This is a genomic window from Neorhizobium sp. 05N33 (genome assembly GCF_056397445.1).
This window is the reverse complement of record NZ_JBFTNK010000002.1, coordinates 791648-817779: the sequence shown is the minus strand read 5'-3', so window position 1 is coordinate 817779 and position 26132 is coordinate 791648. Positions and strand designations below refer to the sequence as shown.

Below are 26132 nucleotides of genomic sequence, written 5' to 3'. Positions count from 1 at the left end.
GTACCAATAACCAAGCATGATTTCAAAAATCTCAAGTCGCAGGTTTCATCCTGTTGATTATACGGCTATATTTTGCGGGACTTTTGCCGAAGTTATCGATCCGTTCATAAAAGTTAATTTTCCTTCTGGACAATTGGTATTTTTTTGGCATCATTTTGGATGAGAGGGAGAAACCGGATGAGCAGAACTGCCACCGAGGCAAGACATGGGAAAGCGGAAGGGCTCGATACGCTCGCGCCCGCCGAAATCCTCATGCTTCTCGCCTCCGGCCAGCAGGCGGCAGCCAAGGTTGTCGAACATGCCGTCCCCGCGATCGCCAAGGCCGCCGATCTTATGGCCGCCGCTTTGAAATCCGGCGGCAAGGTGGTCTACGCGGGCGCCGGCAGCGCCGGCCTCGTGGCGATGGCCGATGCCATGGAACTGCCTGGCACATACGGCATCCCGCCTGAGCGGATCGCCATCCTGTTTGCCGGCGGTGTTCCCACCATTGCCGATCTGCCCGGCGGTCCCGAAGACGATGCATCGCTTGGAGAGCGTGACGCCGACATCATCGAGGCGGCCGATTGCGTCATCTGTGTTTCCGCCAGCGGTTCGACACCCTATACGGTGGCGGTGGCCGAAACCGCGAAACGCCGCGGCGCAAAACTCGTGGCCATCGCCAACAATGCCGGCGCAAGGCTGTTCGAGGGCGCCGATGCGGCGATCCTGCTTGAAACACCGCCGGAAGTCGTCGCCGGTTCCACCCGCATGGGTGCCGGCACGGCCCAGAAGATTGCCTTCAACATGCTGTCGACGCTTGCCGCCGTCAAACTCGGTCACGTGCATGACGGCCATATGGTCAATCTGCGCGCCGACAACGGCAAGCTGCGCATCCGCGCCGCCCGCATGGTGGCCGATATCGCCGGCATCGGTTTCGATGAGGCCCGGATCTGGGTCGAGACCGCCGAAGGTTCGGTGAAGGTCGCTGTTCTGCTTGCTGCGGGCGCGGCCGACGTGGAAGCCGCAAAGATTTTGCTTGCCCGTTCGGGCAATGTGCTGCGCGCAGCGCTCGCCGAATTGCAGGCGTCCAAGAGTTCCATGAAACGCGCCTGAAAGGCGCATATAAAAGGGAGAACATCATGACACGCATATTGAAAAGCATTCTTTTTGCCACGACCGTACTCGCACCGGCGGGCCTTGCCGCCACCGGGGCATCCGCGCAGACCGCTAACCTCACCATCGAGAGCTGGCGCAATGACGACCTGCCGATCTGGCAGAAGAAGATCATCCCCGCCTTCGAAGCCAAGAACCCGGGCATCAAGGTGACCTTCGCCCCGATGGCGCCGACCGAATATAATTCGGCCGTCAACGCCAAGCTCGACGCAGGCACTGCGGGTGACCTCATCACCTGCCGTCCGTTCGACCTGTCGCTCGCCATGTTCCAGAAGGGCCAGCTCGCCTCGCTGAACGACCTGCCGGGCATTTCCAACTTCTCCGACGTCGGCAAGTCCGCGTGGAGCACCGACGACGGCAAGACCACGTTCTGCGTGCCGATGGCTTCCGTCATCCACGGCTTCATCTACAACAAGAAAGCCTTTGCGGATGTGGGCGTCCAGATCCCGAAGACCGAGGACGAGTTCTTCGCGGTCCTCGAAAAATTCAAGAAGGACGGCAAATACATTCCGCTCGCCATGGGTACCAAGGACCAGTGGGAAGCGGCGACCATGGGCTATTACAACATCGGCCCGAACTACTGGAAGGGCGAGGACGGCCGCAAGGCACTGATCGCAGGCAAGGAAAAGCTGACCGACGCCGACTGGGTCGAGCCCTACAAGGCGCTCGCCAAGTGGAAGCCTTATCTCGGCGACGGTTTCGAGGCCCAGACTTATCCGGACAGCCAGAACCTCTTCACGCTCGGACGCGCCGCCATCTATCCGGCCGGTTCCTGGGAAATCGCTCCGTTCAAGGCGCAGGCCGATTTCGAGATGGGCGCCTTCCCGCCGCCGGTAAAGAAGGCAGGCGATACGTGCTACATTTCCGACCATAACGACATCGGCATCGGCCTCAACGCCAAGGGCAAGAACCTCGAAGCCGCCAAGAAATTCCTTTCCTGGGTCGCTTCGCCGGAATTTGCCGATCTTTATGCCAACGCAGCACCAGGCTTCTTCAGCCTGAACTCGACGCCGGTGAAGATGCAGGACGCGCTTGCCCAGGAATTCGTCTCCTGGCGCCAGAACTGCAAGCAGACGATCCGCCCGAGCGCTGCCGTCGTCGGCCGCGGCCAGCCGAACCTCGACCTCGAAATGTGGCGTGTCTCGGCCAACGTCATCAACGGCACGCAAACCCCGGAACAGGCCGCCGCCGAAACCCAGAAGGGCCTCGACAGCTGGTACAAGCCGGCGAAGTAAGCCTCCGCCTCTGGCGATCGAAGACTGCCCCTCACCCTAACCCTCTCCCCGCTTGCGGGGAGAGGGGACTTGCCCCACGATGCCTTTGAAGCACGGAAACGGTGCGGCATATCCCTTCTCCCCGTCGAGACGGGGAGAAGGTGGCGGCAGCCGGATGAGGGGCTCCTTCGTAATTCAGTTCGAGATTCTAACCCGGAACCCAAAACCATGAGCGATATCGAAACGGTTCCGGTGAAGCGCCCCACCCGCTGGCACATCGCCGTTTTCCTGGCTCCGGCCTTCCTCGTCTATACGGCGGTGATGATCCTGCCGCTGATCGAGACGTTGCGTCTGTCGCTCTTCAACATCGTTGAGGGCCAGCTCGCCTTCGTCGGCCTCAGCAATTTCAAGGTGCTGTTCGGCGATCCGCGTCTTTCCGCCGATTTCTGGAACGCGCTGCGCAACAACGTCATCTTCTTCATCATCCACATGCTGGTGCAGAACCCGGTCGGCATCGCGATTGCCGCCATGCTGTCGCTGCCCGGCCTGCGGTTCGCGGCCTTCTACCGGTCGGCGATCTTCGTGCCGACGCTGCTTTCCTTCGTCATCGTCGGTTTCATCTGGAAGCTCATCCTCTCGCCGATCTGGGGGATCGCGCCGAGCCTGATGGATCTCGTCGGCCTGAAATGGGCCTTTGCGCCCTGGCTCGGCAAGGCCGAAACCGCGCTCATCGCCGTCTCGCTGATCTCCGTCTGGCAATATGTCGGCATCCCGATGATGCTGATCTATGCGGCACTGCTCAACATCCCCGATGAAGTGCTGGAAGCGGCCGAATGTGACGGCACTACCGGCTGGAGCCAATTCTGGAAGATCAAGCTGCCGCTGATCCTGCCGTCGATCGGTATCGTCTCGGTCCTGACCTTCGTCGGCAATTTCAACGCCTTCGACCTGGTCTACACCGTCCAGGGCGCGCTTGCCGGCCCCAACGGCTCGACCGACATTCTCGGCACGCTGCTTTACCGCACCTTCTTCGGTTTCCAGAACCAGATGGGCGACCGTTCCATGGGCGCCACCATCGCCGCGGTGATGTTCCTGATCATCCTCGCCGGCGTCGCGCTTTATCTTTTCGTCATCCAGCGGCGCATGCGCCGCTACCAGTTCTGAAGGGAGCTTGAACGATGTCGAAAGCCCGCTCCGCCCCCGTCCGCGCCGCCTTCATCCACCTGGCGCTGATCGCCTATACGCTGGTCGCGCTGTTTCCGGTGTTCCTGACGCTGGTTAATTCGTTCAAGAGCCGCAGCGCGATCTTCAGCGCGCCGATGGCCCTGCCGTCGCCCTCGACGTTCAGTCTGATCGGCTACCAGACGGTGCTGCAACAGGGCGATTTCGTCGGTTATTTCCAGAACAGCCTGATCGTCACTGTCGCCTCGATCGCGCTCGTCCTGCTGTTCGGCGCCATGGCCGCCTTCGCGCTGTCCGAATACCGGTTCCGCGGCAACACGCTGATGGGGCTCTATCTCGCCCTCGGCATCATGATCCCGATCCGTCTTGGCACGGTCGCAATCCTGCAGGGCATGGTCGCTGCCGGCCTCGTCAACACGCTGACCTCGCTGATCCTGGTCTACACGGCTCAAGGGTTGCCGCTGGCGATCTTCATCCTGTCGGAATTCATGCGCACCGTCTCCGACGACCTGAAGAGCGCCGGCCGCATCGACGGCCTGTCCGAATACGCGATTTTCTTCCGCCTCGTCCTGCCGCTGGTGCGCCCCGCCATGGCGACGGTCGCGGTCTTTACCATGATCCCGATCTGGAATGACCTCTGGTTCCCGCTGATCTTGGCGCCAGGCGAATCGACCAAGACAGTGACCCTGGGCGCCCAGATGTTCATCGGTCAGTTCGTCACCAACTGGAACGCCGTGCTCTCGGCCCTGTCGCTGGCGATCCTGCCGGTCATGGTTCTTTACGTCATCTTCTCGCGGCAGCTGATCCGCGGCATCACCTCCGGAGCCGTCAAGTGACCTCGTCCACCCGTCCCATCCGTATCCTCGTCGCCGGCCTCGGCAACATGGGCAGGAGCCACGCGCTCGCTTATCACGATAACCCGGGCTTCGAGATCGTCGGCCTCGTCAACCGCTCGCGGCGCGACCTGCCGGCCGGGCTCGAAGCCTATCCGCTTTTTACCGATTTCGAACAGGCGCTGCGCGAGACCAGGCCGGATCTCTGCTCGATCAACACCTATTCCGATACCCACGCCGACTATGCGGTCATGGCTTTCGAGGCTGGCTGCGACGTCTTTGTCGAAAAGCCGCTGGCGACCACGGTTGCCGATGCCGAGCGGGTCGTCGCGGCAGCGAAGAAGCACGGCCGCAAACTCGTGGTCGGCTATATCCTCCGCCACCATCCCTCCTGGATGCGGTTGATCGCCGAAGCGCGAAAGCTTGGGCCCCCCTACGTCTTCCGCATGAATCTCAACCAGCAGTCCTCGGGCGCCAAATGGGACGTCCACAAGGCGCTGATGCAGACCACCCCGCCGATCGTCGATTGCGGCGTCCATTATGTCGATGTCTGGTGCCAGATCACCGATGCCAGGGCCGTCGAAGTGCGGGGTATGGGCCTGCGGATGACCGACGAGGTCGCGCCGGACATGTACAATTACGGCCATATGCAGGTTCTGTTCGAAGACGGTTCGGTCGGCTGGTACGAGGCCGGCTGGGGTCCGATGATGTCGGAAATGGCCTTCTTCGTGAAGGACGTGATGTCGCCGAAGGGTTCGGTGTCTATCCTCGTCGACGCCAAGGCGAAGTCCGACGATATCGACACCCACACCAAGACCTCGGTCATCCGCGTCCATTCGGCCGAGACCGGCCCGGACGGGCAGTTCGTCCGGCGCGACGAGGATCTCGCCATGACCGGGGAGCCGGATCACCAGAAACTCTGCGATCTCGAACAGGCCTATGTGCTGAAAGCCATCCGCGAAGATATCGATCTCACCCGGCACATGGACGACGCCGTCCAGTCGCTGCGCATCTGCCTTGCGGCGGACGAAAGCGTGCGCACCGGCGCACCCGTCCGCCTCTAAAAGCTCGGTTTATTAAGGAAAACGCCCTTGGGTTCGCTTCAACTGAAATCCATCCGCAAGGCCTTCGGTCCTCACGAGGTGCTGAAAGGCATAGATCTCGAGGTCCGGGACGGCGAGTTCGTGATATTCGTCGGTCCCTCGGGCTGCGGCAAGTCCACGCTGCTCAGGGTCATCGCCGGCCTTGAAGATGCGACCAGCGGCAGCGTCAGGATCGATGGCGCGGAAGTCATCAATACACCGCCTGCCAAGCGCGGCATCGCCATGGTCTTCCAGTCCTACGCGCTTTACCCGCATCTGACGGTCAAGGACAATATGGGCCTCGGCCTCAAGCAGGCCGGCACCGAAAAGGCAGAGATCGACACCCGCGTCGCCAAGGCGTCCGGCATGCTGTCGCTCGACCCCTATCTCGCCCGCCGCCCGGCCGAGCTTTCCGGCGGCCAGCGCCAGCGCGTCGCGATCGGCCGCGCCATCGTCCGCGAACCGAAACTCTTCCTGTTCGACGAACCGCTGTCGAACCTCGATGCGGCGCTGCGCGTCCAGACCCGCCTGGAAATCGCCGGCCTGCACCGGCGGCTCAAGGCGACGATGATCTACGTCACCCACGACCAGGTCGAGGCAATGACGCTGGCCGACAAGATCGTCGTGCTGAATGCCGGTGCAATCGAGCAGGTCGGCTCGCCGATGGAACTCTATAACAAGCCGGCCAACGTCTTCGTCGCCGGCTTTATCGGCTCGCCGCAGATGAATTTCATCCCCGCCGAAAAGCTCAGCCAAACCGGCGCCAAGACGATCGGCGTTCGCCCTGAACACATCGCCCTGTCCCGCGAAAGCGGCGACTGGAAGGGCAAGGTCATCCATGTCGAACATCTCGGTGCCGACACGATCGTCTACCTGGAAACGGAAGCGACCGGCCTTCTGACTGTCCGCCTGTTCGGCGAGCACGCCTATGCGCCCGACGACGTGGTGTTCGCGACGCCGGACAGGGCAAGCCTGCACCGCTTCGACGCCAACGACCGCGCCATCGTTTGAGGTTAATCGCCGCTCGCGAGCAGCTTGGCGCCGCCGGCCGCCTGGACGGCGCGGCTGCCGAACCGGATGCCTGCCTTGAGGCAGGCTTCTTCCGATGCCTCGTTCAGCCAGGCATCGATAAAGCCGGCATTAAAGGCGTCGCCGGCGCCGGTCGTGTCGACCACAGGCACGGTCTCCGCCGGCGCATGCAGCATCCGGCCGTTCGACATCGCCCAGGCGCCCTTGGCACCGCCCTTCAGGAGGACCAGCGGAAAGGCCGGCGACAGCTTGGCGAGCGCGGCTTCAGGATCGGCCGAACCGGTAATTGCTTCCGCTTCTTCCAGATTGGGCAGGAAGAGATCGACGCCCTCGCAGGCCCGCAGCAGGCCGCGGTCATAGATCAGCGTCGCATCCCAGCTCGGATCGAGCGACACGGTCAGACCCTTTTCCTTGGCGCGGGAAACGAGATCCGGGATCTCGTGCAGGGTCGCATATTCGGCGATGTGCAGGTGGCGGGCTTCGTCCCAGTCGAGCGCGGTGTCGAGTGTCTCGGGCAGGGCAGGCCCGGCGCGGCGGGTGAGGAAGGCGCGGTCCTGGCCGACCACGGCCGCGACCGTCACCTGCGGTCCGGCATCGTCCGCATGTTCGATGAACCGCAGGTCGACGCCGCTGTCGCGGATCTGCTCCTCGACGCCGGTCGACAGCGAATCCGTGCCGAGCCGGGCGGCAAGCGCCACCTTGCGGCCCGCATGGGCAAGATGGGCGGCCGCGATGAAGGCGCCGCCGCCGGCGGCGATCTCCATGCCGCTGGCATAAATCTCACGCCCGAGTACCGGCAGGTGGCCGAGGCCCGTGAAAATCAGGTCGCAATAGATCCGCCCGATGCTGAGCACCGCGGATCTTTTCTCTGCATGCGTCATCATGAACGGCCCAGAAATCTCTCTGTGCTGGCATCGAAGAGGTAGAGGTCGCCGGGAGCGGCTTCGCAGGTGAGCGTGCTTCCGACAGTCGGCACGAATTTTTCGCGCACGGTGGCGATGATTGGGGTGTCGGCTACGTCCAGATGCACCAGCGTTTCCGGTCCCAACGGCTCGACGGCCGAGACCGTTCCGGTCACCGTGAAGCCGCTTCCACCGGTAACGGTCGCATGGGCAATCAGGTCATGCGGGCGCACGCCGATCAGGATATCGCCAACAGGCGCCATTACCGCACCCGAAGCGGTGCGACGGCCGCGCACGAGGTTCATCGACGGGCTGCCGATGAAGCGGGCGGTGAATACGTCGACCGGGCTGTCATAGAGTTCCGAAGGCGTGCCGACCTGCAGGATCACGCCGTCCTTCATCACCACGATACGGTCGGCCATGGTCATGGCCTCGATCTGGTCGTGGGTGACGTAGACGGTCGTGGTCTTCAGCTTTTGATGCAGCCGCTTGATTTCGATGCGCATCTGCGCACGAAGTTGGGCGTCGAGGTTGGAAAGGGGCTCGTCGAACAGGAAGGCGGAGGGATCGCGCACCATGGCGCGGCCGATCGCGACGCGCTGGCGCTGCCCGCCGGAAAGGGCGGCCGGGCGGCGGTCAAGCAGGGCTCCGAGGCCGAGGATCTTGCCGGCCTCCTCGATCCGCTTGTCCTTCTCGGCCTTGCTGAGCTTCGAGGTATAAAGGCCGAAACCGATATTCTGGCGCACGGTCATATGCGGATAGATCGCATAGTTCTGGAATACCATGGCGATGTTGCGCTGCTTCGGCTCGCGCTCGTTGACCACCTCCGAGCCGATCTTCAGCGTGCCGCCGGAGATTTCCTCAAGGCCGGCGATCATCCGGAGCGTCGTCGACTTGCCGCAGCCGGAAGGGCCGACGAAGACGACGAATTCGCCGTCGGCGATCTGGAGGTCGATGCCCTTGACGGCCTCGACCTTGCCGTAGCGCTTCACCAGTTTTTCAAGTTCGATCGTCGCCATCAGCGGGCTCCCGTCAGGGCGGTGAATTTCTGGTTCAGCTCAGTTGCTGCCTTCGCCTCATGGTCCGCAGCCTTCTTGGCTTCGGCTTCGAAGGCGGCAAGCTTGTCGCGATAGGCAGATATCGCGGCGTTCATAGGCTCTGGCGCGGGACCGCCGAAACGGGCGCGCACGGCGACGAAATGTTCGGGCGAAACGATCTCCTTGAACTTCTGGAGGTCGACGGAAGGCTTGCGGCCGGCCGAATGTTCGAAGGCCTTGAGGAAGGGCTCGTAGCCGTCATTCGGAAGGTCGCCCTTCGACGCGACGACGCTCCTTGCCGTCGCTGCGGCAATCTCATGCGCCTCGCGGAACGAAAGCCCTTCGATGCGCACCAGCGAGTCGGCAAGCTCGGTAATGGTGATGCAGGACCGGCGGATATTCTGGTCGACACGCTCCGGATCGATACTGATCTGGGCAATCAGCGCCGCGAGCAGGTCGAGCACGCGGGAGGCGGAAGCGAAGGCCTCGTAGCCCATGCTTTGAGTCTCGCCTTCGCTGTCGTTCATGTCGGTGAAGGGCGTGTTGTGCATCACGTCGAGAACGGTGCGGGCGCGGCCCATCGTCTGGCTGGCGAGATGGCGCAGATGCTCGATCGGCACCGGATTGCGCTTCTGCGGCATGATCGAGGAGATCTGCACCAGCGCGTTCGGCACGTAGATCTGGCCGACTTCGAAGCTCGTCCAGAACTGGAAATCCTGGATCAGGCGGCCGAGATGCAGGAACATCAACTCGATCGCCGAATAGGTCGAGGTCGTGTAGTCGACCGAGGCGATGCAGCTGTAGGAATTGCGAAGCGGTGCCGAGAAGCCGAGGAGGTGGGCCACGCGGGCGCGGTCGATCGGAAAACCGGACGTCGTGATCGCCGCCGCCCCCATGGGTGAAAGATCAACGATCTTGCGGGCTTCGGCAAACCGCTCGATATCGCGGATCAGAATTTCGATCGCGGCCGACAAGTAGTGGCCGAACGTCGTCGGCTGGGCCGGCTGGCCATGCGTATAGGCGACGATCAGGGTCGTCTTGTTGCGCTCGGCGGCATCGACCATCGCGGCCAGCAGCAGCCTAGCCTTGCCCATCAGCGCATCGATCTTGTCCTTCAGCCCGAGCTTGAAGAGCGTGTGGTCGATGTCGTTACGCGACCGGGCGGTGTGCAGGCGTCCGGCGATATCGACGCCGATGCGGGCCTTCAGCTCCTTTTCGATCAGGAAGAAGAAGTCCTCGACCTCGCCGGTATAGACGAGTGTCGACGGATCGATTTCCGTGTCGATCGCCTCCAATGCGCCGGCAATCTTGGACGCGATTTCCTTGTCGAGGATTCCGGTCTCGACCAGCATCACGAGATGCGCCCGGTCGATTCGGCGGAAACCGTCCACATGGTGGCTCTTGGCGCCGTCGAAAAGCGGCCGGAGCACGGTTTCCTTGTAGACTGGATCGGGGAACTTGCTGGTGTCGGAAAGGCGCGGGTTGATGTCCGCCATGGTGTTATCCTTGCATTATCCCTTTAGGCCCGCCAGCATCACACCGCGGACGATGTAGCGCTGCAGGACGAGGAAGACGAGAAGGGTGGGAAGGGTGGCGATCGCAGCCCCCGTCATGATCATTTCCCACTGGATGGACTGCTCGACCGCGAAGCTCGAAAGCCCGACCGGCAGCGTATAGAGTTCCTTGCTGGTGGTGACGATCAGCGGCCAGAAGAACGCCGTCCAGTTGCCGAGGAAGGTGAAGATCGCAAGCGCCGAAAGCGCCGGCGTCACCAGCGGCAGCGCCACTTTCCACCAGATCTGGAATTCGTTGAGCCCGTCGACGCGCGCCGCCTCGATGAAGTCGTTCGGCACGGTTTCGAAGAACTGCTTCATCAGGAAGGTGCCGAAGGCCGTCATCATGCCGGGGAACATGATACCCCAGTAGCTGTCCAGCCAGCCAAGCTGGCTCGACATCAGGTACCACGGGATGACCAGCATCTCGGTCGGGATCATGAGGGTCGAAAGGATCGCGAGGAAGATGAAATAACGGCCGCGGAACTCGAACTTCGCCAGCGTATAGCCGACAAGGCTGTCGAAGAAGCAGTTCGACAGGGTGACGATGACGGCGATCAGCGTCGAATTGAGGAACCAGCGCATGAACCGCCCGTCGGCGAGCACCGCGATATAGTTCGCAACCGTCGGCGCGGCGGGAATAAGGCGCAGGTCGTAGATCTGGTCGGGGGTCTTCAGCGAGGTCGAAAACATGAAGGCGATCGGCGACACCATGATCAGGCCGCCGATGAACAGGATGGTCCAGGTGACGATCAGGCCGGGACGGACCCTGCCATGGCTGAGGCGAGTGGCTTCGCTCATTTCTTTTCCCTCAGGATCCAGAGCTGCAGTAGCGATACGATCAAGAGGATGGTGAACAGCACCACCGTCTGCGCCGCGGCATAACCCATCGCATAGGAGTTGAAGGCGGTCTGGTAGATCATCAGAACCAGCGGCTTGGTCGATCCAAGCGGTCCGCCGGGATCGTTGGTGGTCATGTTGTAGACCTGGTCGAAGATGCGCAGGAAGCCGATCGAGGAGAACACCACGAGGAAGACGGTGGTAGGTTTCAGGAGCGGCAGCGTGATTTTGCGCAGGATCGCCCATTCGCCGAGACCGTCGATGCGCGCGGCTTCGTAGAATGTGCCCGGAATGGCACGCAGACCGGCCATGAAGATGATGATCTGGAAGCCGAGACCGGCCCAGATCGCCGTCACCATGATCGAGAACAGCGCCTGGTCGGTCGAGCGGATGAACGGCTGCTGCGGAATGCCGAGCATGCTGAACACGTCGTTGATGACGCCGATCGGCGGGGGCTGGTAGAACCAGCGCCAGACCCAGGCCATGGCCGCAGCCGTCGTCAGGAACGGCAGGAAATACAGCGCCCGGATGAAACTGTGCATGAAGCGGACGCGATCGAGAAAGAGGGCGATCGTAAACGCGGTGACGAGACTGATCGGCGTGCCGATGATCAGATAGGTGAACGTGTTCTTGAACACCTTCCAGAACTGCGGGTCCTTGAAGAGCTTGATATAGTTGGCGAACCCGATGAATTTCGCCGGCCGCAGCAGGTCCCAGTTGGTAAACGACAGGTAGAAGGCCTGGAACGTCGGATAAAAGCGGATGATCGCGTAGAAGAGGATCGGCAGGGCAAGGAAACTCCAGACCCAGACGAGGCGCCGCGTGCGCATGGAAAAGCGGTCGCCAAAGGATGTCCCTGGAGATCCGCCGGGGCGGCCGGACGCCGCCCCCTGCTGTTCAATCGCTGCCATGACCGGCTCCGTATCTTACGGCTTGGCCGCGTCGATGATTTCCTGCTCGGCCGCGGCCGCCTGTTTGATCGAGTCCTCGACCGACTGACCCTGCAGCAGCACGCGGTTTGCCATGTCGATGGCGTTCTGGCGCTGGCCCTGCTCATCCATGAACAGCGTGGTGTGAGCGTATTCCAGACCCTTCAGGAACGGTGCGTAGATCGGGTCCTTCAGGTTGGTTTCGGTCAACGCTGCGGAACGGAGCGCCGGCAGTTCGCCGACGGTCTTCAGCCAGATATCCATGGCCGCCGGCGAGGTGATGTAGGCCAGGAATTTCTTGGAGGCTTCGAGCTTTTCGCCCTTCGCCTTGGCGCTGATGCCGTTGGCGAAATAGCTGGCATAGTTGGAGCGCACGCCTTGAGCATTGGCCGGCAGTTCGGTCACGCCCCATTCGAAGTCCTTGATGCTCTTGAAGGCGCCGAGGCGGAAGGTGCCGTCGATGGTCATGCCGGCCTTGCCGCCGCGGAACGCCGCCTGGCCTTCGTCCATGAAGCCGGCGGCGCCGATCTTCTTTTCGAGCTGTAGGCTGGTGTAGAACTTCAACGCCTTGATGCCGGCTTCGCTGTTATAGGCAACCTTCTGGTCGTTGTCGGTATAGGGCACGCCGCCGAACTGGCGGATCAGCACTTCACGCCACCACTGGTGGTCCTGGCCGGCCATGTCGAGTGTCGAACCTTCGACGATGAGGTTGCCGGAAGCGTCGCGCTTGGCGATCTTCTGGGCGGCGGCGACATATTCGTCGAGCGTCTTCGGCGGGTTGTTCGGGTCGAGGCCGGCCTCGGTGAAGAGCTTCTTGTTGTAGAACAGGGCGAGTGAGCGCACGGCGGTCGGCAGGCCGTAATAATCGTCGCCGCGCTTCATAGCCTTGACGATCGGGAAGAACTCGCTTTCGATCTTGGCTTGCGGGAAGGCTTCCTTCGGAAGCGGAGCGAGGAGGCCGCCGGCGACGAACTTGTCGAGCCAGCCGTAGAACAGCTGCATGACGTCGGGGCCGTTGCCGGCCATGTTGGCGGCGATCACACGCGTCTGGTAGTCGGCATAGGGGAAGGTGACCTGCTTGACCGTGATGCCCGGATTGGCCTTCTGGAACTCGGTGATGAGCTGGTCCATCGCCTTCACACGCGTCTCGAAGACATACTGCCAGTATTCGATTTCGACCGCTTGTGCGGCATTGAATGCGAATGTGCTGAAACCGGCGACGAGACCGGCGAACAAAGTTGCCTTGCGCATGTGAGCCTCCATTTGCCCCGCCGGGTGCACCGGTCTTGGGGTCTGATTGTTCCCTGCATTCGGATGCGACCTGCAGCCCGACGCGTTTATTGGTTTTCGGGAGGCGAGCCTCCCTTTGACGTGCTGCGGCGCTATGCCCCAGCCCTGCCCTTACGCTTTCCTGAGTGGGGTCGTTTGTCAATAAGATAATTTACTTGAATTATTCTATTGCGGCATGCCGCTTCCCGGCGTTATGAATTCTGCCAACCGAAGGTGGGCGAAATGACCATACACACGATCGGCACACACCCGGTGGCTATCGGCAAGAACCCCGAACGCAGCCGCGAACACAACCGCCGCGTCGTGCTGGACGTGGTGCGCCGCCACGGCTCGCTCGGCCGCGCCCATATTGCCAAGCTGACGCAGCTGACGCCCCAGGCCGTTGCCAATATCGTCGACGAACTGGCGGGCGAGGGGCTGCTGATGGAAATGGGCCGGCTGAAATCCGGCCGCGGACAGCCGCCGATCCAGTTTGCTGTTAACCCGGAAGGCGGCGCCACCATCGGCGTCGAAATCGCCGCCGACCATATGGTGACGGTGGCGCTCGATCTGTCCGGCGGGCTGCGGGCAAAGCGCATTACGCCGCTTAAGGATACCACTCCCGGGCATATCCTTTCCGCATTTGCCGCGGAGCTTGCCGCCGTCACCGAACTGGTCGGCGCAAAGCTGCTCGGCACCGGCGTCGTCATGCCCGGTCCGTTCGAGATCGACGGCATGACCTCGGTCGGCCCGACGACGCTGCCGGGCTGGGCAGGCCTTGACGCCGCCCAGGCGCTCAGTGAAGCCTGCGGCCATGCGGTGATCGTCGAAAACGACGCGACGGCGGCGGCCGTCGGCGAGCGGCTGTTCGGTGCGGGTCTGGCGATCTCGAATTTCTGCATGATCTATTTCGGCGTCGGTATCGGCCTCGGTATCATCCAGGACGGCGCGCCCTATCGCGGCGCCTTCGGCAATGCCGGGGAAATCGGCCATGTTACCGTCGTGCCGAAGGGCAGGCCCTGCCCCTCCTGCGGCCAACTCGGCTGCCTGGAAGGTTATGTCTCCGCCTATGTGCTGAAGGAAAAACTGAGCTGCGTCGGTATTTCCGACACCGAGTTTTCCGATCTCGAGACGCTGCATGCGGATCGCCACCCGGTCGTCGAGGAATGGATCGACGAGGCGGCGACCTATCTCGGCCCGATGGTCGCCATGCTCGAAAACATCCTCGATCCGCAGACCGTCATCCTCGGCGGTGCGCTGCCGGATGCGATCATCGAGGACATCGTCGCTCGCATGGGCAACCTGCCCACCTCGGTCGCGAGCCGCAGGCAGCGCGATCTGCCCCGCGTGCTGCGCGGCAAGACGGGACAATTGACGGCAGCGCTCGGTGCTGCCGCCCTTCCGCTTTTCGACATGGTGACGCCCAAGCTGGAAACCTCGCTTGCCGCGCTTGCCGATATTCCCGCATGACATATTGAGGAGAGTTTTCATGCTGACCGCCCGCGAACGCATCGAACGGCAGATGGCCGATCCCTCGCTCGTCCGGCTCCACCGCAAGCTTTCGCGGCTGAAGTCGGCGGTCACGATGATGAACACCGGCGCCCACCCCGACGACGAGCAGAACGGCATGCTCGCCTGGTTCCGCCTCGGTCTCGGCATGCGCGTCATAATCGCCTGCTCGACACGCGGCGAGGGCGGCCAGAACGCGCTCGGCCCCGAACGTCTCGGCCCGCTTGGGCTGATACGCTCCCGCGAGTTGGAAGAGGCGGCCCGCGCGATCGACGGCGACGTCTCCTGGCTCGGCCACGGCCCGGCCGACCCGGTCCACGATTTCGGCTTTTCCAAGGATGGCGACGCCACCTTCACCCGCTGGGGTGAGGCCCGCACGGTGGAGCGGCTGGTGCGCGCCTACCGCATGGAACGCCCGGATATCGTCATCCCGACCTTCCTCGACGTCCCCGGCCAGCACGGCCACCACCGGGCCATGACCCGGGCCGCCGAGACGGCGATCACGCTCGCAGCCGACCCCAATGCCTACCCTGAACATTTCACCGAGGGCCTGAAGCCCTGGAAGGTAGCCAAATATTACCTGCCGGCCTGGTCAGGCGGCGGCGATACCTATGACGACGAAGTCCCGCCGCCGGACACGACCGTGACGGTTGTGGCCGAGGGGCGCGATCCCGCCACCGGCGCGGACTATGACCGGATCGGCGAATGGTCGCGTTATTACCATGCCTCCCAGGGCATGGGTCACTGGCCGAAGCGTCCGGAGAAGGACTGGCAGTTGCACCTGAAGCTCTCCGCCACCGGCTCGCATGCCGAGCGATCCGTTCTGGAAAATCTGCCCGCATCGCTCGCGCTGCTTGCGGATATGCCTGACCTGACCGCCAATATCGCGGAAGCTCTGCGGTCCGCTGACGCCGCCATTTCCGTGGCCATCGCAGCCTTCCCGGACCGCGATGCGATGATCGAGGCGCTGACCGAAGTCGCCGGATGGCTGGATACGGTTGCGACCACCGCGACCCCGCGTTTCCAGGAACTGCATGGTCATCGGATCGCCCGCAAGCAACGGGAAGTCGATGCCGCGATCATAGAGGCGGCTGCGATCTTCGAACGCGCCTATGCCGATCCCTCCGTCATCTCACCCGGAGGTTCCGCCACCCTCACCGTGGAGCTCGGTGAAGGCGCGTCGGATCATTGGGTGGGTATCCGCTCCGTCCTGCCGGCGGGCGTCTCGTCTTCCGTTCAGTCGCTTGCGGGCGACCGCGTGCTGTCGTTGACCGCGGCAGCGGATGCACCGCTCTCGAGCCTCTATCTGCCTGCATGGTCGGCGCTCGGCGGCAACGGCCATGCGCATATGGAGGTTTCGGCCGAGATCGGCGGGCGGATTGCCACCGCCGCTTTCGATCTCGAAGAGCCGTTTGCGGTGACGCCCGCCCAGTCGTTGACCCTGCCGGATGCGTTGCTCGTGCCGCTCGGCACAAAGCAGACCGAATGGCCGATCAAGGCCAATGTTGCCGGCGCCAACGCACCGGTCTCCTTCAAGACGCCTCCAGGCTGGGTAGTGAAGAAGACCGACGACGGCTGGATTGCCTCTCCGACCGATGCGGCCAAGCCCGGCATCGTCGAGATCGAACCGCAGATCGATGGCCACCCGGCCTTCCAGGTCACGCCGATCGCCTACCGGCATATCGGCCGCACCAGTTTTCGCGCCCCCGCCACGCTGAAAATCCTGTCGGTTGACCTCAAGCTGCCCGAGGGCGCGCGGATCGGTTACGTCGGCGCCGGTGCCGACCGCGTCGGCCTGTGGCTCGCCCGCATGGACCTCGACGTCACCGAACTCGACGCCCAGGCGCTATCCGGTGATCTGTCGCGCTTCACCACGATCGTCGTCGGCATCTTCGCCTTCGGCATCCGCAAGGATCTTGCCGCCGCCACCGAGCGCCTGCATCGCTTCGTGGAGGAGGGCGGCCACCTCGTGACCCTGTATCACCGTCCGACCGATGGCTGGGATCCGGACGAGACCCCGGTCCGCCGCATCGAGATCGGCTCGCCGTCGCTGCGCTGGCGCGTGACCGATCCGAAGGCCGAAGTCACCGTGCTGGCGCCAGACCATATGCTGCTTAAAGGGCCGAACGTCATCGGCCCCGAAGACTGGCAGGGATGGGACAAGGAGCGCGGCCTCTATTTCGTCTCCCGCTGGGATGACGCCTATGAGCCGCTTCTGGCCATGCACGATGCCAACGAACAGCCGCTCAAGGGCGCGCTGATCTCCGCTGCCATCGGCCGCGGCCGACACACCCATACCAGCCTCGTGCTGCATCACCAGCTCGACAAGCTCGTGCCCGGCGCCTTCCGGCTGATGGCGAACCTCGTGCAGCCGGCGTGAGCACGGAGGCAGTCCCCGAATCGGAAGGCGAGGAGACCGACCGGGAGCGGGCCTCAAACGCCCGCACCGGCATCGGCTGGCTGCTTCTCGACATGACGCTGGTCTCCGGCGGCATGACGGCGCTGGTGAAGGCGCAGGGAGCGACCTATCCGGCCTTCCAGCTCGTCTTCATCCGGGCGATGATCGGGCTCCTGTTCATCCTGCCGCTGATCTGGCGGCATCGCGCCGAGATGCGCCGGGTCAAACATCCGTGGCGGAATATCTTTCGCATCTCCTGCAATGCGATCGCGCTCACCAGCAATTTCCTTGCCATCACCATGCTGCCGCTCGCGATGGTCAATGCGGTCGGGTTCTCCCGGCCGCTGATCACCATGGCGATGGCGGTCGCGATGCTCGGCGAGACGGTGAGCCGCATCCGCTGGCTCGGCGCCGGCCTCGCCTTCATCGGCGTACTGATCGTCATGGCGCCCGGCACATCGAGCTTCGATATCGAGGTGATCGTTGTGCTGGTTTCGGTCGTCTTCGGGTCGCTGGCGATCATCCAGACCCGGGCGCTGAAGGACGAGAACACCACCGTCATGATGGTCTTCTACACGGTCGGGCTCGCCGTCATCACCGCCGTGCCCGCCGTCTTCACCTGGAAACCGGTCATGCCCTTCGACTGGATCCCGCTGCTCGGCATCGGCTTCCTCGCCCAACTCGGCCAATATTGTTTCCTGCGCGCCTATCGGATCGCCGATGCCAGCGTGCTCGCGCCCGTCGGTTACCTCTCGATCGTCTTCGTCACCGTCACCGGCTACGTCTTCTTTGGCGAGGTGCCTGAGGTGAGGGTGGTGATCGGCGTGCTGATCATCCTGGCCGCACTGCAAGGCGCCGCCTGGCTCGACCGCCGCCGCGGCCGCGTCCGACTTTGATGGCGATATAGCGCAAACGCCGAGCAGGCGTTCCGGCCGGTCGATCTTTATGTGTCTCGAAGGAAATTTGGTGGAGCTAAGCGGGATCGAACCGCTGACCTCTTGCATGCCATGCAAGCGCTCTCCCAGCTGAGCTATAGCCCCATCAGGGTGGTCCGGTATTTTCCGGTCCTGGGAACTCCCGCAGGACGCTTGTTGAGCGCTGCCCCGTTGGAGTGGCGGCTTATTACTTCCGGTTTACGGAGAGTGCAAGCCGTATTTTGTGCGCCCGGCAATTTTTATTGAATTGCCGGGCCTTAACTTGGATATCGGATCAGACTTCGTCGTCGTCGCCGGTCACGCCGATGATGCCCGACATGTCGTCGTCGTCTTCATCTTCGTCGGCTTCCAGGAAGGTATCGTCGTCGTCATCGCCGATATCGACATCGTCGTCATCGCCGATATCCGGGATATCGTCGCCGCTGGCTGCCTCGTCGCCCTCTTCGAGCGATACGAGTTCGACTTCCGGATTTTCGGTATCGACTTCTTGGACGTCTTCTTCCTCGGCCTGTTCCATCTTCTTGGCGGCGCTGTGCTCCTCGAAGAAGGACAGCGGCCAGGATTTGCCGGAATAGGGGGAAACGACCGGATCGCGGTTCAGGTCGTAGAATTTCTTGCCGGTATCGGGGTCGGTCCGCTTGGTTCCGAGTTCCGCTTTTGCCACAGTCAGAGCCTCATGAGATGGCCGAATATTTCGGCGCGCCGCTTGGACAGCGGCCTTATAGGGTGAAAATCTAAGCCGGTCCCCATAAGGCCTGCGCTCTTTGATGTCAAAGACAAACTTTTCATGGACCTCATAAGAGCGAATACGGTGACCGGTGGCAGGCTTTATGTTAGTGACGACGGGAAAATTTTACCGCAAAGGGCCGGCCTGCCGTCTCTCCGGGCGGAAGCGACAAGAGGTTGAAAAACATGTGCCAGCCGCCGCATTTTCGCGAAAAGGATCTCGGAACTCAGCATGCGCTGATCGGGACCTATCCGATCGGTCTGCGGGTCACACCCGGGGCGATTCGGGAAGCATGAGTTTGACGTCCAAGCCAGCAATCGTCATCGCCATCGACGGTCCCGCAGCCGCCGGCAAGGGCACGCTGTCGCGGCTGATCGCCGACGCCTATGGTTTTCATCATCTCGACACCGGGTTGACCTATCGCGCCACCGCCAAGGCGCTGCTCGATGCAGGCCTGCCGCTCGACGACGAGAAGGTCGCCGGGAAGATGGCCCGTGAGGTTGAACTGGCCGGCCTCGATCGCGATATATTGTCCGCGCATGCGATCGGTGAGGCGGCCTCGAAGATCGCGGTCATGCCGTCGGTCCGCCGGGCTCTGGTCGAGGCGCAGCGTGCCTTTTCCCTGAGGCAGCCGGGAACGGTGCTCGACGGCCGGGATATCGGTACTGTCGTCTGTCCCGATGCTCCGGTGAAGCTCTATGTCACCGCGTCTGCGGATGTGCGTGCGCGGCGCCGTTACGATGAGATCGTCGGCAAGGGCGGCGAGGCGGATTACGGTGCGATCTTCGCAGACGTGAAGAAACGCGACGAACGCGACATGGGCCGGTCCGATAGTCCTCTGAAGCCCGCCGACGATGCGCACTTGCTTGATACCTCGGAAATGAGTATAGAGGCCGCGTTTCGGGCAGCGAAGTCCATCATCGACGCCGCCCTGAAGAGACAATCGAGTGAGAATAGCGAAATAGAATAGCCCGAGGTTCGGTCCCCGCGCCGGATTGCCTCCCCCGGATCATTCCGATGAGGGAGGCGGACCCGAACTTTTGGGCATGTGCAACACGAACCACCGGCGCTGTATGGGCCCGTATCGGGTACCTCAGGAGATTTCATGGCAGTATCTAACCCCACGCGGGAGGACTTCGCAGCCCTTCTCGAAGAATCCTTCGCTTCCAACGATCTGGCGGAAGGCTATGTCACAAAGGGCATCGTCACCGGGATCGAAAAGGACATGGCCGTCGTTGACGTCGGCCTCAAGGTCGAAGGTCGCATCGCGCTCAAGGAATTCGGTGCCAAGGGCAAGGACGGTTCGCTGAAGGTCGGCGACGAAGTCGAAGTCTATGTCGAGCGCATCGAAAACGCGCTGGGCGAAGCAGTTCTGTCGCGCGAGAAGGCTCGCCGCGAAGAAAGCTGGGTCAAGCTCGAACTCAAGTTCGAAGCTGGCGAGCGCGTCGAAGGCGTCATCTTCAACCAGGTCAAGGGTGGCTTCACCGTCGATCTCGACGGCGCTGTTGCCTTCCTGCCGCGTAGCCAGGTCGACATCCGTCCGATCCGCGACGTCACTCCGCTCATGCATAACCCGCAGCCCTTCGAAATCCTCAAGATGGACAAGCGCCGCGGCAATATCGTGGTTTCGCGCCGCACGGTTCTCGAAGAGTCCCGCGCCGAGCAGCGTTCTGAAATCGTTCAGAACCTCGAAGAAGGCCAGGTTGTTGACGGCGTCGTCAAGAACATCACCGATTACGGTGCGTTCGTTGACCTCGGCGGCATCGACGGCCTGCTGCACGTCACCGACATGGCATGGCGCCGTGTGAACCATCCGTCGGAAATCCTGTCCATCGGCCAGCAGGTCAAGGTACAGATCATCCGCATCAACCAGGAAACCCACCGTATCTCGCTCGGCATGAAGCAGCTCGAGTCGGATCCGTGGGATGGCATTGCCGCCAAGTATCCGGTCGGCAAGAAGATTTCCGGTACCGTCACGAACATCACCGACTACGGTGCGTTCGTCGAGCTGGAGCCGGGCATCGAAGGCCTCATCCACATTTCCGAAATGTCCTGGACCAAGAAGAACGTTCATCCCGGCAAGATCCTGTCCACGACGCAGGATGTTGACGTGGTCGTTCTCGAAGTCGATCCGTCCAAGCGCCGTATCTCGCTTGGCCTGAAGCAGACGCTCGAAAATCCGTGGCAGGCATTTGCCTACAGCCATCCGGCCGGCACTGAAGTCGAAGGCGAAGTCAAGAACAAGACCGAATTCGGCCTGTTCATCGGCCTCGAAGGCGATGTTGACGGCATGGTCCACCTCTCCGACCTCGACTGGAACCGTCCGGGCGAACAGGTCATCGAGGAGTTCAACAAGGGCGACGTCGTCAAGGCTGTCGTTCTCGATGTGGACGTCGACAAGGAGCGCATCTCGCTCGGCATCAAGCAGCTCGGCAAGGACTCGGTCGGCGACGCCGCTGCTTCCGGCGAACTGCGCAAGAACGCCGTCGTCTCGTGCGAAGTCATCGCCGTCAACGATGGTGGTGTAGAGGTTCGTCTCGTCAACCACGAAGACATCACCTCCTTCATCCGCCGCAACGACCTGGCACGCGATCGCGACGATCAGCGTCCGGAGCGTTTCTCGGTTGGTCAGGTCTTCGATGCCCGCATCGTCAACTTCTCCAAGAAGGACCGCAAGGTCATGCTGTCGATCAAGGCTCTGGAGATCGCAGAAGAGAAGGAAGCAGTCGCTCAGTTCGGTTCGTCCGACTCTGGCGCTTCGCTCGGCGACATCCTCGGCGCGGCTCTGAAGAACCGCGGCAACAACGAGTAATCGACGCCTTTTAGAAATCGAAAACCGCCGGATGGAAGTCCGGCGGTTTTTTCATGCGCAGTTTTTACGGATCGAAATCAGGTCCAGCCGGCCATGCGCCAATAGAGGTCGTTCGCCCGATCCGCGTCTTCGGTAGCTTCCTTCGAAACATCGTCCCCGTGGTCTTCCTGGCCGTCGCCGTCATCCGGGCGTTCTTCGCTGAACGCCTGCTCGCCGGCGGAATGCTGCTGTTCGCCGTCCTCATCGGTCTTGGAGATCGCCTTCGTCTTGCGCTCCTCCGGGTCCCGCTCACGTTCTTCCGGTGGATAGGCGACATAGGGCAGGGCGACGCCTTCCCGAAACATCGGCGGCAGGGCGATCGGGAGAGCAAGCTGTTCGGCGACTTCCGTCGCACCCGTAGACGGGCCGGCTGCATTCGCGGAAGTACCACCTGCACGGCCCGTTGAACCGGTGCTTGACGGTTCGTCGATGGCCGGCCGCGCAGGCTTTGCCATGGCGGCGCCCGCTGCCTCGCTTGCCTGCAGGGCCGATTTTCCGACAAGCTCCTTGTCGGTCAACTGCTGCAGCGCCTGTTGTTCCGGCAATTGTTTAGCCGCAACCGGCAGGCTGTCGAGAAGGTCGCTGGTGGCGTCGGCAAGCACGTCCGCAAGCCATATGGTCGTCGCGCCGTTCGCCATCTTCTCCGTATTGAGCGCACGCGCGCCGCCTTGCTGTTCGAGGCCGCGCTGGGAAAGCCGGGCCAGCGCCGGCCCATCATAAAAGACGGGTTGAGAGCCGCGCCGATCGCCTGGAACGGCACTCGCGATCTGCCGACCTTCGTTGGCATGCGCCGCAGATGTGCTCTCCGGCGCATCTTCGGTCCGCACGGCAGCAAGCTCCGGGGTTTCGCTCTCGGCGACTTCGGCCGCTTCCTGCGCGGATGCCGAGACAGGTGCGGCGTCCGGATCTGTTTCGGCGCTTACCTGCGACGTATTTTCGTCGATGGGACCGGGCAAGGCTTCGAACTCGGCGGAAAGCATGGCCGGATTCTGAGCGGCGCCGGAAGTTGTCGCCGCAACGGGCGCTGCTTCTGCATCCTGCGTAGCTGCTTCTGCGGCAATCGTCTGTGGCGAAGCTCCGCCGAGCGCGGCTTCGTCGCCGGTCAGCATGGCCTCCGCCTCAGCCGCCGCCGCGGGCACGGTTTCTGAAGGCGCTCCGGATGGCGCGGCATTCGCTGGCTGTGGCAACGGGCTCGGCGCCTGTTCCGCTCCGGCATTCTGCCGATAGGAGCTGACGACAGCCTTGGCGGCGAGGTCGCGGTCGAGCAGCTGCGCGGTCTCCAGCTGTATGGCGATGCGGGCGGCTTCCGGACTTGCGGGATTGTTGAGGATTTCCACGAGCAGACGCAGCGAAATACCCTTGACGAGCTGGTTGAGCGTCCGTTCGAGAGCCGCTCTTTCGGTGGGGTTCATCGCCTTGACCGCATCCGAGAGGCGCTGGGCGTAATCCGCCAACGCTTCGCCCTCGCGGCGCGGCACCTTGATCAGCCGGCCGATGGTCTCGGCGAAGATGGAAAATCCCTGGGCGAGATGAAGCTGCGCCGAGAGCGAAAGGATATCCAGCCGCCCCGCCGACATTGGCGAGGAACCGATCAACCCGCTGCTCGCCGCGGCATTGGCCACGTCGATCCGCTGACGCAGCATCGGTTGCTGCGAAGGTGTCTGGTAGTCGACGAATGAACTGGTACGAACCGGCGGCAGCATCGTCCGCTCCAATGTCTGATAGAGACGATAGGACAGCTCGGCCGAAGGGTTCTTGTCTTTTCGCAACGATACGGCGTTGCGACCGGAACGCCTCATGGCGTCGCCAGTGCCGATACACAGGATGACTGTGGGGCAAAAAGGTTAACAACTCGCTAACGCATTCCCGTTTTCGCTGACAGGTCAGCGAAAATGATCCATTGCGATGCAGATGAGGGGAGAGTGAGGGTTATTGCAGGATCACGCAGCCAACTTCTTCTTCAACAATTCATAAATGCCGATTTCGTCCACCCGCACCGATACGATGTCGGCCTGGGATTTTTCGGCGTTGTCGGCGGAAAGCTCCTCGATTGCACTCGCCGCCATTTCATTGGTCGGCGCTTCATTGTCTGCCCGGACCTCATCGGTGACGGAGTCGCCCTTGGCGGATTGATCGTCAGAGACGAGGCTGTCGCCCGCAGTGTCCGTATCGGTATTGGCGACCTGCTCGGCCGCCGCGGCGAAGAGGGCCAGCAGCGCGGTGTCGTCGACGGCCGGCGTATCGCCGGCGCCATCGGCAGTCGGCGCGGCTGTCGCCTTGTCATTCGTCTTCTCGATGACGTCCTGAACCTTCTGAACGTCCTCGAGCTTCTTGCCGGCCTCCGCCGCAGCGATGTCGTCCTGGCGCTCGGCGCGCGTCTCGGCATCTTCGACACGGGTCGGATCGTAGCCCTGCGGACCGAGCTTCAGTTCTTCGAGCGTCTTCGGATCGGCGACGTCTTCGAGCCGCTGCACGACGCGCTCGACTTCCGTATCGAGCTTGCCGCCATTGGCCTTGCGGTTGAGGCCGTCCATCAAGCGCTGGTTGTCGTCGCCGTAGGGGTTCTTGATCGCCGCGAGCAGCGTGTCCATGGAGATGCCGATGTCGTCGAGGCCGAGGTCTTCGGCGAGTTTGCCGACCTCGTCCGGCATCATCTCCTTCAGCGCATCTTCCAGCGCTTTCCCGAGCTTGTAGGAGGAGCGCGCCTCATCGGTATCGATGCCGAGCTTGATCGCCAGGCGATCGACGAGCTCGATCTTCAATTCGTTGGGGTCGGTTTTGTTGACGCTGAAAAGGGCGGAGGCGATCTTGTCGCGGGCGCGCCGGGCGTCTTCGCTGGCGCTGATCCGTGCTTCGACAACCGGATCGCTCTTCTTGCCGGTCCGCTGCTCTTCGTCTTTCTTGCGCTGTTCCTCGATGCCGTCGAGCATCGACTGCATCATGTTGGTCGCGGCAAGCCCATAAGTCTGCTGGGTAGGAAGCAACATGGCCCGAAATCCGGTCTCGTCGAAAGGTGCACCGCCAAGCAAAACTAGATTTGAAGGGTTAACGAGACGTTACCGGGTGGCTAGAACTTATGTCACCCTTTATCTATTCGGGCGGCCGCGGCTTCACCACCAGCGTCACCAGCACAAAACTCACGTAGAGAAGCAGGTACCAGGATCCAAGCTTGCCGAACGATACTATGTGCCAGGTCTTCTGTGTCGGATAGATCCAGGTGCCCGTCAGCGTTCCGATATTCTCCGCAAGCCAGAGGCAGGCCGAGGAAAGAAATGCGGCAAGCACCAGCGGCATCCGCAAAGTCGTCCGGTCGGTGGTGAAATGGATGTTCACCCGCCGGAACACGATCACGGTCGCCGCAAACAGAAGATAGCGGATGTCCGGCAGAAAATGATGGCTGAAGAAATTGGCATAAATGGCGATCGCCAGAAGCCCTGTCTGCCAAATTGGCGGATAATGGCTGAAGCGCATGTCGAAGATGCGGATCGTGCGGGCCATGAAGGAGCCGACTGCCGCATACATGAAGCCGGAAAACAACGGCATGCCGCCGATCTGGAGAAGCGATGTTTCCGGATAGGCCCATGACCCCATATGGACCTTGAATATCTCCATCACGGTTCCCGTGACGTGGTAGACGAGGATGACCCGGGCTTCCTCCCAGCTTTCCATCTTGAAGCGCAGGAACAAGATCTGGACCGTCAGGGCGGCGAGGAACAGGAAATCGTAGCGATGGACCGGCCAACCGGGTTGCCAGATGACTTTGGTGATGAGCAGCAGCGCCAGCATCATCGCCGCGAACAGGCAGGCCCAGGCCTGTTTCAGGCCGAACAGGATGAATTCTGAAAGCCACCATGGAAGCGGCGCGAGTGCGGCGCGAATAACAAGTCGCAGCGGCTCGAGGTAAGGCCCGGTCTCGTGTGCCGCCGGTCGTTCGCGATAGCCTTGATCCATCCGCCGGTCGGCCTATCAGCTATGGGCGAAGATATCGGCCTCTTCCCAACCCAGCAGGTCCAGCTTCGCCCGCGTCGGCAGGAATTCGAAACAGGCCTGGGCCAGTTCGGCGCGCTTGTCGCGCACCAGGCGGTAGGTCAGCTTGTCGCGCAGCGCATGCAGGTGGAGCACGTCGGAGGCCGCATATTCGAGTTGCGCCGGCGAAAGCACCTCGGCTGCCCAGTCGGATTGCTGCTGCGCCTTGGAAACGTCGACGTCGAGCATTTCCTTGAGATTGTCCTTGAGCCCGTGCCGGTCCGTGTAGGTGCGGGTCAGCCGCGAGGCGATCTTGGTGCAGAACACCGGCGTCGTGGTCACGCCGAACGTATGGAAGAGCACGGCGATGTCGAAGCGGCCGTAATGGAAGATCTTCTGGCGCGACGGATCGGCGAGCATGGCGACGAGATTGGGAGCTTCGTTCTGGCCGGCCGCGATGCGGATCACGTCTGCCGAACCGTCGCCCGGCGAAAGCTGCACGACGCAAAGCCGGTCACGACGGGGCACGAGGCCGAGCGTTTCCGTATCGATGGCGATCGCCCCGGTATATCGGGCTGCAGCGACCGCCGGAATATCGCCTTCATGATACCTGATCTCTGCCATGTCCGTCTCCGTCTGCCTGTCTGCAAAGATTCGCTATAAACCACGTTTTTCGCCAGGGATATGGGTGATCTTGGGAAGGCCGCACCGCCAGCGGTCAAAT

22 protein-coding genes and 1 tRNA gene are annotated in these 26132 nt (G+C 62.3%); 11 read left to right on the top strand and 12 right to left on the bottom strand.

What is annotated here, in order from left to right; translation table 11 throughout:
* Nucleotides 1-177 precede the first annotated feature (177 nt).
* The 6 genes from AC1DLT_RS08450 (at nt 178) to AC1DLT_RS08425 (ending at nt 6474) form a co-directional block, all read left to right on the top strand.
* Complete coding sequence (locus AC1DLT_RS08450) at nt 178-1092, top strand: N-acetylmuramic acid 6-phosphate etherase (RefSeq protein WP_477486450.1); 915 nt, start codon at nt 178-180, stop codon at nt 1090-1092.
* 26 nt (nt 1093-1118) lie between these two features.
* Nucleotides 1119-2387, top strand: a complete 1269-nt coding sequence (locus AC1DLT_RS08445; RefSeq protein WP_247031935.1) for an ABC transporter substrate-binding protein — start codon at nt 1119-1121, stop codon at nt 2385-2387.
* Between the two features lie 207 nt (nt 2388-2594).
* Nucleotides 2595-3530 carry a carbohydrate ABC transporter permease gene (locus AC1DLT_RS08440; protein WP_477486449.1) on the top strand — a complete coding sequence of 312 codons (936 nt, stop codon included), beginning with the start codon at nt 2595-2597 and terminating at the stop codon, nt 3528-3530.
* Nucleotides 3531-3544: 14 nt separating this feature from the next.
* Nucleotides 3545-4384 (top strand): carbohydrate ABC transporter permease, encoded by an 840-nt coding sequence (locus AC1DLT_RS08435; RefSeq protein ID WP_038547796.1) that lies wholly within the window; start codon nt 3545-3547, stop codon nt 4382-4384.
* Nucleotides 4381-5445, top strand: coding sequence for a Gfo/Idh/MocA family protein (locus AC1DLT_RS08430; protein WP_477486448.1), 1065 nt, complete (start codon nt 4381-4383; stop codon nt 5443-5445). The genes AC1DLT_RS08435 and AC1DLT_RS08430 overlap by 4 nt, the downstream gene beginning before the upstream one ends.
* 27 nt (nt 5446-5472) lie before the next feature.
* A complete protein-coding gene (locus AC1DLT_RS08425; protein WP_477486447.1) occupies nt 5473-6474 on the top strand; it encodes an ABC transporter ATP-binding protein in 1002 nt (333 codons plus the stop codon).
* Nucleotides 6475-6476: 2 nt separating this feature from the next.
* Here the strand turns inward: AC1DLT_RS08425 and AC1DLT_RS08420 are convergent, their stop codons facing one another.
* Genes AC1DLT_RS08420 through AC1DLT_RS08395 form a run of 6 tightly spaced genes read right to left on the bottom strand, consistent with a single transcriptional unit; the run spans nt 6477 to nt 13016 of the window.
* Nucleotides 6477-7376 (bottom strand): carbohydrate kinase family protein, encoded by a 900-nt coding sequence (locus AC1DLT_RS08420; RefSeq protein ID WP_477486446.1) that lies wholly within the window; start codon nt 7374-7376, stop codon nt 6477-6479.
* Entirely contained in the window at nt 7373-8413 is a 1041-nt protein-coding gene (locus AC1DLT_RS08415) for an ABC transporter ATP-binding protein (protein WP_477486445.1), read from the bottom strand. The genes AC1DLT_RS08420 and AC1DLT_RS08415 overlap by 4 nt, the downstream gene beginning before the upstream one ends.
* Nucleotides 8413-9927: an argininosuccinate lyase gene (gene argH / locus AC1DLT_RS08410; RefSeq protein WP_477486444.1), complete on the bottom strand. Its 1515-nt coding sequence runs from the start codon at nt 9925-9927 to the stop codon at nt 8413-8415. The genes AC1DLT_RS08415 and argH overlap by 1 nt, the downstream gene beginning before the upstream one ends.
* Before the next feature lie 15 nt (nt 9928-9942).
* Nucleotides 9943-10785 carry a carbohydrate ABC transporter permease gene (locus tag AC1DLT_RS08405; protein WP_477486443.1) on the bottom strand — a complete coding sequence of 281 codons (843 nt, stop codon included), beginning with the start codon at nt 10783-10785 and terminating at the stop codon, nt 9943-9945.
* Complete coding sequence (locus tag AC1DLT_RS08400; RefSeq protein WP_477486442.1) at nt 10782-11735, bottom strand: carbohydrate ABC transporter permease; 954 nt, start codon at nt 11733-11735, stop codon at nt 10782-10784. The genes AC1DLT_RS08405 and AC1DLT_RS08400 overlap by 4 nt, the downstream gene beginning before the upstream one ends.
* Before the next feature lie 15 nt (nt 11736-11750).
* Nucleotides 11751-13016 carry an extracellular solute-binding protein gene (locus tag AC1DLT_RS08395; RefSeq protein ID WP_477486441.1) on the bottom strand — a complete coding sequence of 422 codons (1266 nt, stop codon included), beginning with the start codon at nt 13014-13016 and terminating at the stop codon, nt 11751-11753.
* Nucleotides 13017-13265: 249 nt separating this feature from the next.
* Here AC1DLT_RS08395 and AC1DLT_RS08390 point away from each other — a divergent pair, with 249 nt between their 5' ends.
* From AC1DLT_RS08390 to AC1DLT_RS08380, 3 genes are all read left to right on the top strand, one after another.
* Nucleotides 13266-14492: an ROK family protein gene (locus AC1DLT_RS08390; protein WP_477486440.1), complete on the top strand. Its 1227-nt coding sequence runs from the start codon at nt 13266-13268 to the stop codon at nt 14490-14492.
* Between the two features lie 19 nt (nt 14493-14511).
* Complete coding sequence (locus AC1DLT_RS08385) at nt 14512-16911, top strand: PIG-L family deacetylase (RefSeq protein WP_477486439.1); 2400 nt, start codon at nt 14512-14514, stop codon at nt 16909-16911.
* A gap of 71 nt (nt 16912-16982) precedes the next feature.
* Nucleotides 16983-17825 carry a DMT family transporter gene (locus AC1DLT_RS08380; RefSeq protein WP_477486498.1) on the top strand — a complete coding sequence of 281 codons (843 nt, stop codon included), beginning with the start codon at nt 16983-16985 and terminating at the stop codon, nt 17823-17825.
* Between the two features lie 68 nt (nt 17826-17893).
* Here the strand turns inward: AC1DLT_RS08380 and AC1DLT_RS08375 are convergent.
* Nucleotides 17894-17969, bottom strand: a tRNA-Ala gene (locus tag AC1DLT_RS08375).
* Between the two features lie 169 nt (nt 17970-18138).
* Nucleotides 18139-18528 (bottom strand): TIGR02300 family protein, encoded by a 390-nt coding sequence (locus AC1DLT_RS08370; protein ID WP_037080075.1) that lies wholly within the window; start codon nt 18526-18528, stop codon nt 18139-18141.
* Nucleotides 18529-18883: 355 nt separating this feature from the next.
* On the opposite strand from AC1DLT_RS08370, the gene cmk reads away from it, so the two are divergent.
* Both cmk and rpsA read left to right on the top strand, forming a co-directional pair.
* Nucleotides 18884-19561 carry a (d)CMP kinase gene (gene cmk, locus AC1DLT_RS08365; protein ID WP_477486438.1) on the top strand — a complete coding sequence of 226 codons (678 nt, stop codon included), beginning with the start codon at nt 18884-18886 and terminating at the stop codon, nt 19559-19561.
* Nucleotides 19562-19696: 135 nt separating this feature from the next.
* Nucleotides 19697-21403 carry a 30S ribosomal protein S1 gene (rpsA, locus tag AC1DLT_RS08360; protein WP_477486437.1) on the top strand — a complete coding sequence of 569 codons (1707 nt, stop codon included), beginning with the start codon at nt 19697-19699 and terminating at the stop codon, nt 21401-21403.
* Between the two features lie 77 nt (nt 21404-21480).
* Here the strand turns inward: rpsA and AC1DLT_RS08355 are convergent, their stop codons facing one another.
* From AC1DLT_RS08355 to AC1DLT_RS08340, 4 genes are all read right to left on the bottom strand, one after another.
* Complete coding sequence (locus AC1DLT_RS08355) at nt 21481-23241, bottom strand: hypothetical protein (protein WP_477486436.1); 1761 nt, start codon at nt 23239-23241, stop codon at nt 21481-21483.
* A 141-nt stretch (nt 23242-23382) separates the two neighbouring features.
* Nucleotides 23383-24429 carry a hypothetical protein gene (locus AC1DLT_RS08350; RefSeq protein WP_477486435.1) on the bottom strand — a complete coding sequence of 349 codons (1047 nt, stop codon included), beginning with the start codon at nt 24427-24429 and terminating at the stop codon, nt 23383-23385.
* A gap of 103 nt (nt 24430-24532) precedes the next feature.
* Nucleotides 24533-25393, bottom strand: coding sequence for a DUF817 domain-containing protein (locus AC1DLT_RS08345; RefSeq protein ID WP_477486434.1), 861 nt, complete (start codon nt 25391-25393; stop codon nt 24533-24535).
* Nucleotides 25394-25408: 15 nt separating this feature from the next.
* The gene (locus AC1DLT_RS08340; RefSeq protein WP_247038185.1) at nt 25409-26032 is read right to left on the bottom strand and encodes a ribonuclease D; all 624 of its coding nucleotides are present in this window, start codon (nt 26030-26032) and stop codon (nt 25409-25411) included.
* Between the last annotated feature and the right edge of the window lie 100 nt (nt 26033-26132).

What these genes read in the sequence shown, in the direction of transcription:
- AC1DLT_RS08450 (WP_477486450.1), top strand. Translation starts at nt 178, where the DNA reads ATGAGCAGAACTGCCACCGAGGCAAGACATGGGAAAGCGGAAGGGCTC.
- AC1DLT_RS08445 (WP_247031935.1), top strand. Translation starts at nt 1,119, where the DNA reads ATGACACGCATATTGAAAAGCATTCTTTTTGCCACGACCGTACTCGCA.
- AC1DLT_RS08440 (WP_477486449.1), top strand. Translation starts at nt 2,595, where the DNA reads ATGAGCGATATCGAAACGGTTCCGGTGAAGCGCCCCACCCGCTGGCAC.
- AC1DLT_RS08435 (WP_038547796.1), top strand. Translation starts at nt 3,545, where the DNA reads ATGTCGAAAGCCCGCTCCGCCCCCGTCCGCGCCGCCTTCATCCACCTG.
- AC1DLT_RS08420 (WP_477486446.1), bottom strand. Translation starts at nt 7,376, where the DNA reads ATGATGACGCATGCAGAGAAAAGATCCGCGGTGCTCAGCATCGGGCGG.
- AC1DLT_RS08415 (WP_477486445.1), bottom strand. Translation starts at nt 8,413, where the DNA reads ATGGCGACGATCGAACTTGAAAAACTGGTGAAGCGCTACGGCAAGGTC.
- argH (WP_477486444.1), bottom strand. Translation starts at nt 9,927, where the DNA reads ATGGCGGACATCAACCCGCGCCTTTCCGACACCAGCAAGTTCCCCGAT.
- AC1DLT_RS08405 (WP_477486443.1), bottom strand. Translation starts at nt 10,785, where the DNA reads ATGAGCGAAGCCACTCGCCTCAGCCATGGCAGGGTCCGTCCCGGCCTG.
- AC1DLT_RS08400 (WP_477486442.1), bottom strand. Translation starts at nt 11,735, where the DNA reads ATGGCAGCGATTGAACAGCAGGGGGCGGCGTCCGGCCGCCCCGGCGGA.
- AC1DLT_RS08395 (WP_477486441.1), bottom strand. Translation starts at nt 13,016, where the DNA reads ATGGAGGCTCACATGCGCAAGGCAACTTTGTTCGCCGGTCTCGTCGCC.
- AC1DLT_RS08390 (WP_477486440.1), top strand. Translation starts at nt 13,266, where the DNA reads ATGACCATACACACGATCGGCACACACCCGGTGGCTATCGGCAAGAAC.
- AC1DLT_RS08385 (WP_477486439.1), top strand. Translation starts at nt 14,512, where the DNA reads ATGCTGACCGCCCGCGAACGCATCGAACGGCAGATGGCCGATCCCTCG.
- cmk (WP_477486438.1), top strand. Translation starts at nt 18,884, where the DNA reads ATGAGTTTGACGTCCAAGCCAGCAATCGTCATCGCCATCGACGGTCCC.
- rpsA (WP_477486437.1), top strand. Translation starts at nt 19,697, where the DNA reads ATGGCAGTATCTAACCCCACGCGGGAGGACTTCGCAGCCCTTCTCGAA.
- AC1DLT_RS08355 (WP_477486436.1), bottom strand. Translation starts at nt 23,241, where the DNA reads ATGAGGCGTTCCGGTCGCAACGCCGTATCGTTGCGAAAAGACAAGAAC.
- AC1DLT_RS08350 (WP_477486435.1), bottom strand. Translation starts at nt 24,429, where the DNA reads ATGTTGCTTCCTACCCAGCAGACTTATGGGCTTGCCGCGACCAACATG.
- AC1DLT_RS08345 (WP_477486434.1), bottom strand. Translation starts at nt 25,393, where the DNA reads ATGGATCAAGGCTATCGCGAACGACCGGCGGCACACGAGACCGGGCCT.
- AC1DLT_RS08340 (WP_247038185.1), bottom strand. Translation starts at nt 26,032, where the DNA reads ATGGCAGAGATCAGGTATCATGAAGGCGATATTCCGGCGGTCGCTGCA.